Origin of the sequence: Marichromatium purpuratum 984, assembly GCF_000224005.2 — a bacterium.
Classification (GTDB): Bacteria; Pseudomonadota; Gammaproteobacteria; order Chromatiales; family Chromatiaceae; genus Marichromatium; species Marichromatium purpuratum.
In genome coordinates, this window is record NZ_CP007031.1 from 422329 (window position 1) to 434852 (window position 12524).

At 71.6% G+C, this 12524-nt stretch carries 11 protein-coding genes; 2 read left to right on the forward strand and 9 right to left on the reverse strand.

The window, feature by feature from the left end; translation table 11 throughout:
- Nucleotides 1-3: 3 nt before the first annotated feature.
- The 7 genes from menC to MARPU_RS02000 all read right to left on the reverse strand — a co-directional run bounded on the left by menC (nt 4) and on the right by MARPU_RS02000 (nt 8617).
- On the reverse strand, nt 4-1062 hold the full coding sequence (menC, locus tag MARPU_RS01970; protein WP_005222335.1) for an o-succinylbenzoate synthase: 1059 nt from the start codon (nt 1060-1062) through the stop codon (nt 4-6).
- Between the two features lie 4 nt (nt 1063-1066).
- Nucleotides 1067-1948 (reverse strand): 1,4-dihydroxy-2-naphthoate polyprenyltransferase, encoded by an 882-nt coding sequence (locus MARPU_RS01975; RefSeq protein ID WP_005222336.1) that lies wholly within the window; start codon nt 1946-1948, stop codon nt 1067-1069.
- 1 nt (nt 1949) lies between these two features.
- On the reverse strand, nt 1950-2807 hold the full coding sequence (gene menB / locus MARPU_RS01980) for a 1,4-dihydroxy-2-naphthoyl-CoA synthase (protein ID WP_043762868.1): 858 nt from the start codon (nt 2805-2807) through the stop codon (nt 1950-1952).
- A 166-nt stretch (nt 2808-2973) separates the two neighbouring features.
- Nucleotides 2974-4680, reverse strand: a complete 1707-nt coding sequence (gene menD, locus MARPU_RS01985) for a 2-succinyl-5-enolpyruvyl-6-hydroxy-3-cyclohexene-1-carboxylic-acid synthase (protein ID WP_005222340.1) — start codon at nt 4678-4680, stop codon at nt 2974-2976.
- Nucleotides 4681-4690: 10 nt separating this feature from the next.
- Nucleotides 4691-6082 carry an isochorismate synthase gene (locus MARPU_RS01990; RefSeq protein WP_005222342.1) on the reverse strand — a complete coding sequence of 464 codons (1392 nt, stop codon included), beginning with the start codon at nt 6080-6082 and terminating at the stop codon, nt 4691-4693.
- 80 nt (nt 6083-6162) lie between these two features.
- Nucleotides 6163-7101, reverse strand: a complete 939-nt coding sequence (locus tag MARPU_RS01995) for an alpha/beta fold hydrolase (protein ID WP_005222344.1) — start codon at nt 7099-7101, stop codon at nt 6163-6165.
- A 7-nt stretch (nt 7102-7108) separates the two neighbouring features.
- Nucleotides 7109-8617: a DUF2867 domain-containing protein gene (locus tag MARPU_RS02000; protein ID WP_005222346.1), complete on the reverse strand. Its 1509-nt coding sequence runs from the start codon at nt 8615-8617 to the stop codon at nt 7109-7111.
- Nucleotides 8618-8817: 200 nt separating this feature from the next.
- Between MARPU_RS02000 and MARPU_RS02005 the strand changes: the two genes are divergently transcribed.
- Together MARPU_RS02005 and MARPU_RS02010 are read left to right on the forward strand one after the other, a co-directional pair.
- The gene (locus MARPU_RS02005; protein WP_005222348.1) at nt 8818-9561 is read left to right on the forward strand and encodes a hypothetical protein; all 744 of its coding nucleotides are present in this window, start codon (nt 8818-8820) and stop codon (nt 9559-9561) included.
- A gap of 4 nt (nt 9562-9565) precedes the next feature.
- Nucleotides 9566-10177, forward strand: coding sequence for an NUDIX hydrolase (locus tag MARPU_RS02010; protein ID WP_005222349.1), 612 nt, complete (start codon nt 9566-9568; stop codon nt 10175-10177).
- Nucleotides 10178-10181: 4 nt separating this feature from the next.
- Here the strand turns inward: MARPU_RS02010 and MARPU_RS02015 are convergent, their stop codons facing one another.
- Both MARPU_RS02015 and MARPU_RS02020 read right to left on the reverse strand, forming a co-directional pair.
- Nucleotides 10182-11972 (reverse strand): Na/Pi cotransporter family protein, encoded by a 1791-nt coding sequence (locus tag MARPU_RS02015; protein ID WP_005222351.1) that lies wholly within the window; start codon nt 11970-11972, stop codon nt 10182-10184.
- Complete coding sequence (locus MARPU_RS02020) at nt 11969-12451, reverse strand: universal stress protein (RefSeq protein ID WP_005222353.1); 483 nt, start codon at nt 12449-12451, stop codon at nt 11969-11971. The genes MARPU_RS02015 and MARPU_RS02020 overlap by 4 nt, the downstream gene beginning before the upstream one ends.
- Nucleotides 12452-12524 lie beyond the last annotated feature (73 nt).

Consider the following 12524-nt stretch of genomic DNA (forward strand, 5'->3'; position numbering starts at 1 on the left):
GGCTCAGGGTGCCTGGGCGGGGCAGGGGGTGAAGCCCGAGCCCGGCGTCTCGGGGAGGGTGATGACGCCCTCGCGCGGAGAGGGCGCGACCCCGAGGTCCTCGGCGAGCCAGGCGGCGGTGTCGAGCCCGTGGGTCTGCGCCGGCGCCAGCGCGGCGGCGAGCTGGGCGTCGACCCACAGCCCGGCGGCGCTCTCGACCACGCTGGTGAGCACCACCTCGAGCCCGGCGGCGCGGGCGTGCTCGGCGAGCGCCAGGGTGGCGCGCGGGCCGCCGAGGACGGCGGGCTTGAGCACCAGTCGGCGCACCCCGAGCCGTTCCGGGGCGAGCCCGGCGAGCGGCCCGGCGAGCGACTCGTCGAGCGCCAGGGCGAAGGGCGCGCGTGCCTGCAGCGCGGCGAGGGTCGCGGGGTCGGGCTCGCGCAGCGGCTCTTCGAGCGACTCGACCGGCAGCGCGCGACAGCTCTCGATCATGGTCGCGGCGGTGGCCGCGTCCCAGGCGCCGTTGGCGTCGAGCCGCAGCCGTGTCTCTGGCGGCAGGTGGCGGGCGAGTTCGCGGAGTCGCGCGCGCTCGGTGCGCGGTTCCGCGACCCCGAGCTTGAGCTTGAACACCCGCGCGCCGCGCGCCGCGGCCGCGCTGAGTGCGGTGCCCGGATCGTCGTCGAGCGCGCCGAGCACGGCGTTGACCGCCACCCGTGCCGGGGCCGCGGGGGCGAGCAGGGCGCGCAGCGTCAGCCCGCGCCGACGCGCGATCAGGTCGAGCAGGGCGCTCTCGACCCCGTGACGCGCCGCCGGGGCAGCGAGGGTCAGGGCCTCGAGTCGGTCGAGCAACGCCTCGGCGCCGAGCGCGCTGGCCGCCCCGAGCACTCGCGCGAGCGCGGCCTCGGCGACATCCGCTTGCTCGGTCCCGGCCGCCGGCAGCGGCGCGCAGTCGCCCCAGCCGCTGAGGCCACCGGCGCTGGCCCTGACCAGCCAGCCGCGCCGCTGGGCGAAGCCGCCGCGGGCGCTGCTCCAGTCGCGCGCCAGCGCCAGGGCGTAGGGGGTGATGCGCAGCGCGACGCTCATCGCCCTAGAGCGCCAGCGCCACCACCAGCAGCAGGGTCAGCGCGCTCTGGTAGAGCGCGGTGCGCGCCAGCTGCTGGTTGAGCGCACGTCCCTCGGCACCGCGCTGCAGGTTCGTCGCCAGCGCCAGCGCCAGCGGCAGCGCGGCGAGCAGCGGCCAGGGGTTGGCCGGTATCCCGGCGAGCAGCAGGATGGGCACCGGCAGCACCAGCAGCAGGGTGTAGAGCAGCCGCGCCCGGGGCCGACCGAGATAGTGACAGAGGGTGCGCCGCCCGGCGCGCCGATCGCTGTCGAGGTCGCGATAGTTGTTGATCACCAGTACCGCTGCCGCCGGCAGCCCCAGCGCCAGCCCCACCAGCAGCGGCATCCAGCCGAAGCTCAGGGTCTGCAGGTAGTAGGTGCCGCCGACTGCCGCGAGGCCGAAGAACAGCAGCACGTAGAGTTCGCCGAAGGGGCCGTAGGCGATCGGTCGCGGGCCGCTGGTATAGGCGTAGCCGGCGGCCAGCGAGGCCAGACCGATCACCAGGATCGGCCAGCCGCCGCGCCACAGCAGGGCGATGCCGAGGACGAAGGCGAGGGCGAAGGCCAGGTGCGCGGCCAAGCGTACCTGACGCGCGCTGAACCAGCCCTCGGCGCTGGCGCGCGCCGGTCCGAGTCGGTCGGGACCGTCGGTGCCGCGCTCGAAGTCGACCGCGTCGTTGTGCAGATTGGTGCCGATCTGGATGGCCATCGCCGCGAGCAGGGTACAGAGCGCGGTGAGCGGCGCGAGCTGCCCGGTCTGTGCCACCGCCAGGGCGATGCCCGCGATCACCGGCGCCAAGGCCATCGGTAGGGTCTTGGGCCGGGCCGCGAGGATCCAGCGCACCAGGGTCGAGTGCGTGGCGCTCACGTCAGGGGCGCCAGGGGAAGCGGCTGAAGTCGGGGTCGCGCTTGTCGAGGAAGGCGTTGCGGCCCTCCTGCCCCTCCTCGGTGGTGTAGAAAAGTGCGGTGGCGTTGCCCGCCAGCTCCTGGATGCCGGCCATGCCGTCGGTGTCGGCGTTGAACGAGGCCTTGAGGATGCGCAGCGCGGTGGGCGAGAGCTGGAGCATGCGTCGGCACCACTCGACGGTGGTGCGTTCGAGCTCGGCGAGCGGCACCACGGTGTTGACCAGGCCCATGTCGAGCGCCTCGGCGGCGTCGTACTGACGACACAGGAACCAGATCTCCTTGGCCTTCTTCAGCCCTACGGTGCGCGCCATGATGCCGGCGCCGAAGCCACCGTCGAAGCTGCCCACGCGCGGTCCGGTCTGGCCGAAGCGGGCGTTGTCGGCGGCGATGCTGAGATCGCAGATCAGGTGCAGCACGTGACCGCCGCCGATCGCGTAACCGGCGACCATGGCCACCACCGGCTTGGGCAGAGTGCGGATCTGGCGCTGCAGCTCGAGCACGTTGAGGTGCTCGACCCCAGCCTCGTCGCGATAGCCCTCGTGACCGCGGATGCGCTGATCGCCGCCGGAGCAGAAGGCGAGGTCGCCAGCGCCGGTGAGCACGATCACCCCGACCTTGGGGTCGAGATGGGCGCGGCGGAAGGCGTCGATCAGCTCGCGCACCGTCTGCGGACGGAAGGCGTTGCGCACCTCGGGGCGGTTGATGGTGATGCGCGCGATACGCTCGGCCTGATGGTAGAGGATGTCCTGGTACTCGGGCGCGCCGGCCGGGGTCTCCCAGGCGATCGGACGGCTCGGGTCGGCCGCGCTCGGGGCGGGCAGTTGGACGGACTGGTTGGGGTTGTCTGGCTCCACCTGTGTAGGACCTCTGATGTGACTGTACAGGGTGTCGGGACGGCCTCCTGGTCGTCGCGACACCGCGAAACGGGGCCGGCGGCGCCGGCCCAGGGCCGGGCCTCCCGCCCGTGCCGACGGACGCCCGTGGGCGTCACTCGAACAAGCGGGTGTCCTCGTGCAACCGGCTCCAGAAGGTCTGGTGCACGGCGCGGCTGCGCTCGGCGTCGATCCGCACCTCGATGATCCCGGCGGCGTCCTCGCGGGCGAGGCTGGCGGCGAACTCGGCCGCGCCGGTGACGGCGTGATGGGCGAGCCCGTGGGCGCGCGCCACGGCGCCGATGTCGAGCGGTGGCGGGGTGCGCCAGAGCCGCTCGAAGCCCTCGACGCCCTGCTGCGGGAGGTAGTCGAAGATGCGACCGCCACCATTATTGAGCACCACGCAGGGACGGTCGAGCCGCTGCAGCAGCTGCAGTCCGGAGAGGTCGTGGAGCAGCGACAGGTCGCCGAGCAGACCGTGACACGGCACCCCGGCGGCGTTGAGTCCGGCGAGCGTCGAGGCCTGGCCGTCGATGCCGCTGGCGCCGCGGTTGCAGAACAGGCGCAGCGGGGTGGCGCGCGCCCCGGCCCAGGTGTCGAGCTGGCGGATCGGCATCGAGTTGGCGCTGAACAGCCCGGCGCCGGGGTCGATGTGCGCGAGCAGGGTGGCGAGCAGCTGTGGTTCGCACCAGGGCGACTCGGCCAGATGCTCGGCGGCGATCGCCTCGATGCGGCGCTCGGCCTGTTGCCAGTGCGCCAGCCAGTCGCGTGGGGCGGGGTCGAGCCGCTCGGCGAGCCAGTCGCAGCAGGCCGCCGGGTCGGCGTCGAGCAGCAGGGCGACGTCGTGGTTGGGGTCGCTCCAGCGCGCCGCCGGGTCGATGCGCAGGGTGGGGACATCGGCGAGCCAGCCGAGCAGGGTCTTGGAGACCGGCGTGCGACCGAGGCTGATCACCCAGTCCGGGCGCAGCTGCTCGCGCGCCCTGGGGTTGCGCAGGAAGCCGTCGTAGCGGGCGATGCGCGCGGGGCCGCCGGGCCCGAAGCGCAGCCCCGAGAGCGGGTCGCAGAGCACCGGGACGCCGAGGTGCTCGGCGAGTTGCCAGAGCCGTGGCGCGAGTCCCGGCCGGGCGGCGTCGGGGCCGCAGCAGATCAGCCCGCGCCCGCGCAGCAGCGCGCGCGCCTGCTCGGCGCGGTGCGGGTCGGGGACGCCGCCGTGCCAGGCCGCCGGTGGCGGCGGCGGCGCTGGTCTGTGTTGCGCGGCCGGTGGCGCCAGCGTCTCCTCGGGCACCAACGGCTCGCGCAGCGGCAGGTTGATGTGTACCGGACCGGGGTGCGGGCCGCGCGCGACGGCGGCGGCGCGTGCGCCGAGCGCGCGCATCATCTTCAGCGCCGCCGGGTCGGCGGTGGCCGGGCCGGGGTCGTGGCACTCGCGCGCGAAGGGTACGAACAGCTCAGCCTGCTCGATGGTCTGGTTGGCCCCCCAGCCGCGCAGCTCGGGCGGACGGTCGGCCGAGATCAGCACCAGCGGTCTGCCGGACTGGGCGGCCTCGATCACCGCCGGCAGCCAGTGCGCCGGTGCGCTCCCCGAGGTGGCGAGCAGCGCCACCGGACGGTTCGCCGCGGTGGCCAGGCCGAGGGCGTAGAAGGCGGCGCTGCGCTCGTCGAGGATCGGCTCGATGGCGAGTTCGGCACGGCGTTGGGCGGCGAGGATCACCGGGGTGGAGCGCGAGCCCGGCGACAGCACCAGGGTGGCGACGCCGCCGGCGATCAGCCCGTCGAGCAGCGCCGCGCACCAGTTCAGGTTGCGCGTTCCCTGATCGGTCATCACGGACACCTCAGGCGAACTGCAGCGCGGTGGACATGGCCGCGAGCTTATGGTCGATCTCCTCCCACTCGCTGACCGGGTCGGAACCGGGGACGATGCCGGCCCCGGCGTACAACTCGGCGGTGTCGCCGGCGACGCGGGCACAGCGCAGCAGCACCCACAGCTCGCCGCTGAGGTCGGGCTCGACGATGCCGGCCGCGCCGGTGTACCAGTCGCGCTCGAAGGGCTCGTTGCGCCGCAGCCAGTCGTGGGCGTCGCGCCGCGGCTGGCCGTTGGTCGCCGGGGTGGGATGGAGCAGTTCGGCGAGGCTGAAGACATCGCCCTCGGCATCGATCTCGCCGCGCACCAGGCTCCACAGGTGCTGGGCGTTGTTGAGCTGCATTACCTGCGGACCCTCGATCGGCTCGATCCGCTCGCAGCAGCGCTCGAGCGCGGCGCGCACCGCCTCGACCACCACCTGATGCTCGTGCAGGTTCTTGGCGCAGCCGAGCAACTCGACGGTGAGTGCCGCGTCGCGCGCGGCGTCGGCGGCGCGGCAGGCGGTGCCGGCGATGGCGTCGGCCTCGACCCGGCGACCGCGCAGGGTGAACAGCCGCTCGGGGGTGGCGGCGACGAAACAGCCCTCGCGGTGACGGACGTTGATCACCTGGCAGGAGGGGAAGAGATAGGCCAGGGCGTCGTTGAGCCGGTCGAGGTCGAAGCGGCGGTGACCCTGCAGCCGCTGGCGCCGGCACAGCACCAGTTTCTCCAGCGGGCCGTCACGCTCGATGGCGTCGAGCGCGGCGAGCACCAGGTCGCGCCAGGGCTCGAGCGCCGGCTCGCTGGGACCGCGTTCGAGCGTGGCCGGGGTCTGCGGGGTGCGCGCCGGTTGCGCGAGCAGCGGCACCAGCCGCTCCAGCCAGTCGTCCCAGCGCGCCAGCAGCGCTTCGGGCTCGACCGGCAGGCGGGTGGTGAGGATCAGCGCCGATTGCTCGTTGGTGGTATTGAGCGCGACCTCGGGGATCCAGTAGACGGCGTTGGGCAGGTCGGAGGCGCCGGGCGTGGTGGTCGGCTCGGGGGTGGCGGCGAAGCCGAGCATGGCGAAGCCGCCGAGCCCGGTCTCGTCGGGGTCGAGTTGGTGCCAGTCGGGGGCGGTGGCGCGCGCTCGTTGACGCAGTTGCCGCAACCGCTGCTCGCCCTCGGCCCGCCACTCGGCGGCGATGCCGTAGCCGGCGCGTAGCTCGCCGCGATGATTGTGAGCGAATTGGAAGCGCGGGCCGGAGAGCTCGGGGGCGGCATGGAGCGGCTGGGGCAGCTCGAGGGCGAGCGAGACGAGTCCGTGCGCGCGGGTGAATGCGGGGGTGGCGATCGCCTCGCGAACGCGAGCCTTGAGCTGCTCGAGGCGTTGGAGCGGTGCAAGCATGGGATAGATCGATGGACCGGGATTGAGCGCACGGCGCGCGCGGGCGCGCCGGCGGTGGTGTCAGGGCGGTGTCGGGGTCGTCAGCCGGCGGACCGCTCGGACCAGAAGCGGTCGATGGCCGCGGTGGTCTCGGCGGGCCGGTCCCACTGCGGCATGCCACGGGTCGGCGCGATGCGTTCGGCGCGCCAGTTGTCATGACGGCAGAGAAAATCGGGCAGCTCGTGGAAGTCGATATTGGGGTCGCGATCGTAGAGCACCAGCACCGGCTGGGTGAGCGAGTCGTAGAGGCGCTCGCCGGCCTCGGGGGTGAACAGCTGTCCGGAGAGGAAGTAGAGCGGTGCGTACTTGGCCCCCGGCTGGTGCGCGGTGGCGTAGGCGTAGTCGACCATCTCGGGCGGGGTCGGGCCGGCGAAGGCCTGACGATAGAAATACTTGATGCTCGGACGCGAGGTCAGCAGCCGGAACAGGCCGTCGTTGAGTCCGGGGATGCTGAGCGCGCGGTGGACGCGTTCTGCTGCGACCCCAGTGGGCATGGCGCGGGCGTTGAAGCCGGTGGGCGAGAGCAGCACCAACGAGCCGATGCGCTGCGGGCGCAATGCGGTGGCGCGGGCGGCGAACTCGCAGCCGAGCGAGAAGGCGATCAGGTCGATCTCGCCCTCCTCCTCGACCACCCGGTCGAGGAAGTCGACCAGGGCGTTGGCATAGAGTTCGGGCGAGTAGCGGCGGTTGCCGCGATCGGAGCGACCGAAGCCGGGCAGGTCGAGGGCATAGACCCGGCGCTCGCCGCGATAGCGCTCGAACAGCGGCTTCATCTCGAAGGCGCTGGGCGCGGCGTTGACGCTGTGCACCAGCACCAGCGGGCGCGTCCCGCTGGGGCCGTCGACATAATAGTGGATGCGACCACCGTGCTCGGTGACGAGGTCGTGCGCGGGCGCCTCGAGCGCCGCTGGCAGCTCGACACCGCCGTCTGCACTGTGTTGCTCGGGACGGGCGATGGAGGAGTCGATACCTGAGTCCATGTGATTGTCACCTCTTGTCTTGAGTGGACGCGAGCGCGTCGGCGCCGGGCGTCTCGTGCGCGGCGCGGCGGCAGATCTCGCGGGTCAGCCGTTTGAATACCAGACGGTGGATGGGTTCCAGCGCGTACCAGTAGAGCAACCCCCAGACCCCGGCCGGATGCCAGTAGCCGCTGGTGGTGAGCCGGGCGCGACCGGGGCCGCGCGGCTCGATCTCGAACTCCATCATACCCGCCCCGGGGGCGCGCATGCCGAACCCGAGGGTCAGACGTCGTCCCGGTTCGAGCCCGATCACCGTCCAGTGGTCGATGCGATCGCCGGCGCGCAGCTGCTGCGGATGACGCCGGCCGCGGCTGCGTCCGGGGCCGCCGATGGCCCAGTCGAACCACTCGCGGAGCGACCACAGGGCATTGCAGCAGTAGTAGCGGTTGTCGCCGCCGATGGCCGCGAGCCGCCGCCACAGCGCGGCGGGGTCGGCGCTGGTCTCCGCGCTCACCCGCAGCCGCTTGGCGTAATAGGCGTAGTCCGGGCGCTGCTGGCGCGCGCCTAGCGCGCCCTCGGTCCAGCGGCTGATCACGGCGGTGCGGCGTTCGGCGTCGAGCGCGGCGGCGACCGCCTCGCGGAAATCGAGCAGCCGCTGCGGCAACAGGCGGCGCAGCTCGGCGTCGTCGGCGTGGAAGTCGTGGCGCAGCCCGCCGATGAGGGCGCGGGCGATGTCGGTCGGCACCGCAGTGACCAGCCGCAGCCAATAGGCCGACAGCCCCGGGGTGAGGACCGGGACCGGGAGGATCCAGGGGGGACGACGCCCGGCGGTCTCGGCCAGGATGCGCATCATCTCGGCATAGGTCAGCTGTTGTGGGCCCGCGGCATCGAAGCTGCGACCTGCGCTGGCCTCGACCCAGGGGATGCGCGCGAGATAGTACAGCAGGTTATCGAGCGCGATCGGTGGCGACAGGGACTGCACCCAGCGCGGGGTGATCATCGCCGGCAGATGATAAACCAAATCGCGCATTACCTCGAACGCCGCCGAGCCCGGCCCGACGATGATCCCGGCGCGCAGCTCGGTGACCGGGACCGGGCCCTCGCGCAGCACCTCGCCGGTGCGTCGGCGCGAGACGATGTGCTCGCTGGTGGCCGTCGCCGGCGCCAGTCCGCCGAGATAGACGATGCGCTCGACCCCGGCGGCGGCTGCGGCGGCGGCGAAGTTGGTTGCCGCCTCGAGGTCGAGCCGGGCGAAGCCGCGCCCGGCGGCCATCGAGTGCACCAGATAGTAGGCGACCTCGATCCCGGCGAGTGCGGCGGGCAGGGTGGCGGGGTCGAGGGCGTCGGCCGCGACCAGCTCGACGTCCTCCCAGCCGCGCGCCGCGAGCACCGCCGGGTTGCGCGCGCTGGCGCGCACCCGGTGGCCGCGGGCGCGCAGCAGTGGCACCAGGTGGCCGCCGATATAGCCGCTGGCGCCGAAGACCAGACAGTGCGTGCTGCGTTCGGTATCGGGGCAGGGGTGAGGCTGGTCGTTCATCGTCGGGACTCCGCTCGGCGATCCTGGGGGCGACATTGCCGTCATCTTCTAGGCACTTGCGGGTCGCTTTGGTGCGCTGCAATGGCACGGCCTGTCGTCGCCTCGAGGCGGCGGTCGTCGACAGGGCGTGAGCGGGGTTTGCGTCCCCCGATGCCTTTGTGGTTCAACTGACCGCATCGAGCCCATCCCGAGGACGCCGCTTGCGCACGTTTGCCCGTACTCCATTGTTGCTCCTGTGGTGCTGTCTGGCGGCGTTGTTGAGCGCGGGCTGTGCCGGGACCGGCGCGGTTCGTGATACGGCCGCCGGCGATGACGCCGTGGTGCGACTCTATCCGGGCACGGGCGCACGGGCGGGCGATCTGGTGGTGCTCGGGCACGGTTTCCTGCGCGAGCAGTCGACCCTGGCCGGGCTGGCGCGGACCCTGGCTGCGGCCGGGGTCGATTGCGCGACCCTCGACTTCACCGCGCAACGCCCTTGGGACGGCGCCCATCTGCGCAACGGTCTGGCGATGATCCGCGTCGCCGATCGGCTCGGTGCGCGTCGGGTGGTCTATGTCGGCTTCTCGGCCGGTGGGCTGGCGGCGTTGGTGGCCGCGCGCAATGATCCGCGCGCCCGTGGTGTGGTCACCCTGGATCTGGTCGACGCCGCCGGCCTCGGGCGTGCCACGGCCGCGGCGCTGTCGGTGCCGCTGGTCGGACTGGTGGGCGAGCCGGGGCGCTGCAATGCACACAATGGGGCACGGCTGGTCTATGCCCAGGCCTCACTGGGGCGATTCGAGCAGATCGTTGGGGCCGGTCACTGTGATTTCGAGTCACCGACCGGGGCCTTGTGCGAGATGCTCTGTGGCAGCGCCGATCCGGCCCGTAGCGCGAGGGTGCGTGCGCGTGCTCGCGCGGCGGTGCTGGGGTTGCTGGACCCCGTGGATTCCATCTCAGCGGAGTGACCCGATGCTTTCCCGACTTGCACACTGGATCGAACGACACCCGCCGCTGCATCGTCTGGCGCTGCGGGTGTGGCGGCTGTTCCCGGCGCGCCTGGCCGGATTCCTCAAGGGGGTGTTCGCGCGCCGCTGGGTGGTGGGCGCGGTGGCGGTGATGATCGACGAGACGGTGACGCCGCCCGAGGTGCTGCTGGTCGAGCACAGCTATCGGCGTCGCGGTGCCTGGGGACTGCCCGGCGGTTCGGTGGAGTCGATCCCGGGCAGTCCGACCGCCCCCGGCGGGGCGGCCTCGCCGGACGACGTGCTCGAGGCGACCCTGGCGCGCGAGGTCGAGGAGGAGCTGGGTTTTGCCATCGACGGCATCGAGCTGCTGCGCGTCGATGCCGTGCCTTTCATCCCCGAGGAGCCCGGTCCCTATCGCCTCGACTTCTATTTCCGCTGCCACCCGGTCGCGGGCTTCGCGCCGCTGCGCGAGGCCGCCGCAGCGCCGCGCTCGCCGGAGATCAGCGCGGTGCGCATGGTGGCGCTGCCGACGCTCGCCGACTACGACCTGTTCTCGCCCGACGCCCGCTTCCTCCGCGAGGACCTGCCGCGGCTCTGTCCCGGACTCGGCGGCTGAGTGCTCAGGCGGCCTCGTCGAGCGGCTGCTCGACGGTCTTGGCCATGCGCTTGGCGAAGTAGTAGATGCGCTTGAACTTCTCGATGATGTCGACCTCGATGGTGTAGGCGGGGATCCGCTTGGGTTCCTGGGCGACCAGGCGCTGCGCCTGGTGGATCGCCGCCGAGTCGGCAATACGCGAAATCTCCTGCTTCATGGTGGTGACGCTGCGCGCGGCCAGCTCGTTGTTCTGCGCTACCGCCTGGATCGCCGCGGTCACCGCGCGGGTGACGCTGCGGTGGAAGCCGTTGAGCACCTGGCGGGTCGGCGTGCTGATCGAGACCCCGGCGTCGATGCGCTCGTGACCGAGCATCACCAGGTTGGTCTCGACCACGTCACCGATGTTCTCGAGGTCGTTGACCGCCTCCATCAGCCCCATCAGCTCGCCGGTCTGACGCTCGGTGAGACTCAGTCGGCTGATCTTGCCGAGATAGGTGAGGATCTGCGCGTGCAGGGTGTCGACATCGTTGTCCATCAGCTCGACCTCGCGCAGCATCTGTTTGTCGCCGCTGAGGATCGCCGGCATGCTGCGATCGAGCATGCGCTGGACGTATTCACCCATGTGCAGGATCTCCAGACGCACCCGGTCGAGTGCGAGCGACGGAGTGGTGAGCAGCTCGTCGTCGAGATACTTGGCCCGCACCACCACCGCCGCCTCGCCGAGCGGGCGCTCCGGCACCAGCCATTCCACCAGGCGCGCGAACTGACCGGCGAAGCCGATGAAGATCAATGTGTTGGCGATGTTGAACAGGGTGTGGGCGTTGGCCAGCTGACGCGGCACCTCGGCGGCGAGGCGTTCGGCGCCGACGAGTTCGGGATGACGCGGTGAGATCTCCTGGACCAGGGTCGACAGCTCGCCGATGAAGCCGACCCAGAGCAGTACCCCGGCGATGTTGAAGATGACGTGGACCAATGCTGCGCGCAGCGCCTCGCGCGACTTGCCGATCGCCGCCAGCAGCGCGGTGACACAGGTGCCGATGTTGGCGCCGAAGGCCAGGGCGATGCCGGCCGGGAGGGTGATGAAGCCCTGGCTGGCCATGACGATGGCGATACCGGTGGTCGCCGCCGAGGACTGGATCAACCCGGTGAAGAGCGCCGCCACCAGGATGCCGAGCAGCGGATTCTCCATATGGGTCATGAAGTCGAGGAAGGGCTGATAGCTGCGTAGCGGCGCCATCGCATCGCTCATCACCCCCATGCCGAAGAACACCATCCCCAGCCCCATCAACATCCCGCCGTAGTGACGCGCGCGCTCGCCCTTGGCGAAGAACTGCAGGGTGAAGCCGACACCGATCATCAACAGCGCCGCTTCGGTGATCTGGAAGGCGATCAGCTGGGCGGTGACCGTCGAGCCGATGTTGGCGCCCATGATCACCCCGACCGACTGTGACAGGGTCATCAGTCCGGCGCTGATGAAACCGACCACCAGCACCGTGGTCACCGATGAAGAGTTGATCACCGCGGTGACGAAGGCACCGGTGAGCGCGCCCATGAAGCGGTTGACGGTGAGCTTGGCGAGGATGTCCTTCATGCGCTCGCCGGCGACCGCCTTGAGCGCGTTGGCCATTTGCTCCATGCCGAAGAGGAACAGCGCCAGACCGCCGAGCAACCCCATGCCCATGGTGGTCCAGTCGATCGTCTCGGTCGCGTCGTCGGCCAGGGCGAGGGTGGGCAGCGCGAGCGCGCCTAGGATGCAGACCAGCAGTGGCCACTGACGCTGGGCGGTGTGGTGGGGCGGCGGAGGGATCGGCTTCATGGGGTCGAGTTGCGGGGGGATTTGACGATGGTCACCGGGGTCGTCGCGCGGTGGACCACGCGTTCGGCCACCGAGCCGATCAGCAGGTGTCTGAGCCCGGTCAGACCCTTGCTGCCCATCACGATCTGCTGCGCCGCCCGGCGCTCGGCGATCTCGAGGATACGAGTGCTCGGCAGGCCCTTGACCAGCAGGGTCTCGGCCCCCTGCAGTGGTGCGAGATCGGGGTGGCGCGCGCTCACCGCCGCGACGAACTCATCGAACATCTCGGCGGCGCCGTCTTCGATGCGGTGGAGCTGCTTCTTCTTCAGCGCGCGACCGTAGTAGCCGGGCATGCTGAAGGGGTCGTGGACGACGTGGAGGATCAGCAGCGGTCGCTTGCGACAGCCGGCCAGCTCGGCGGCGAAGGTCAGCGCGGCCTCCGAGTGTGGCGAGAAGTCCACCGGTACCAGGATCGGGCTGGGGGCGGTCGGCTTGGTCATCGGTGCTCCTGATCGCCTGCGAGTGGTCCATGCCGGTCATGGGGTCAGGGTCGGGGCGGACACCGGCGAACAC

Coding starts and splice junctions, on each gene's coding strand:
- menC (WP_005222335.1), bottom strand. CDS start 1,062: ATGAGCGTCGCGCTGCGCATCACCCCCTACGCCCTGGCGCTGGCGCGC.
- menD (WP_005222340.1), bottom strand. CDS start 4,680: ATGACCGATCAGGGAACGCGCAACCTGAACTGGTGCGCGGCGCTGCTC.
- MARPU_RS01990 (WP_005222342.1), bottom strand. CDS start 6,082: ATGCTTGCACCGCTCCAACGCCTCGAGCAGCTCAAGGCTCGCGTTCGC.
- MARPU_RS01995 (WP_005222344.1), bottom strand. CDS start 7,101: ATGGACTCAGGTATCGACTCCTCCATCGCCCGTCCCGAGCAACACAGT.
- MARPU_RS02000 (WP_005222346.1), bottom strand. CDS start 8,617: ATGAACGACCAGCCTCACCCCTGCCCCGATACCGAACGCAGCACGCAC.
- MARPU_RS02010 (WP_005222349.1), top strand. CDS start 9,566: ATGCTTTCCCGACTTGCACACTGGATCGAACGACACCCGCCGCTGCAT.
- MARPU_RS02015 (WP_005222351.1), bottom strand. CDS start 11,972: ATGAAGCCGATCCCTCCGCCGCCCCACCACACCGCCCAGCGTCAGTGG.
- MARPU_RS02020 (WP_005222353.1), bottom strand. CDS start 12,451: ATGACCAAGCCGACCGCCCCCAGCCCGATCCTGGTACCGGTGGACTTC.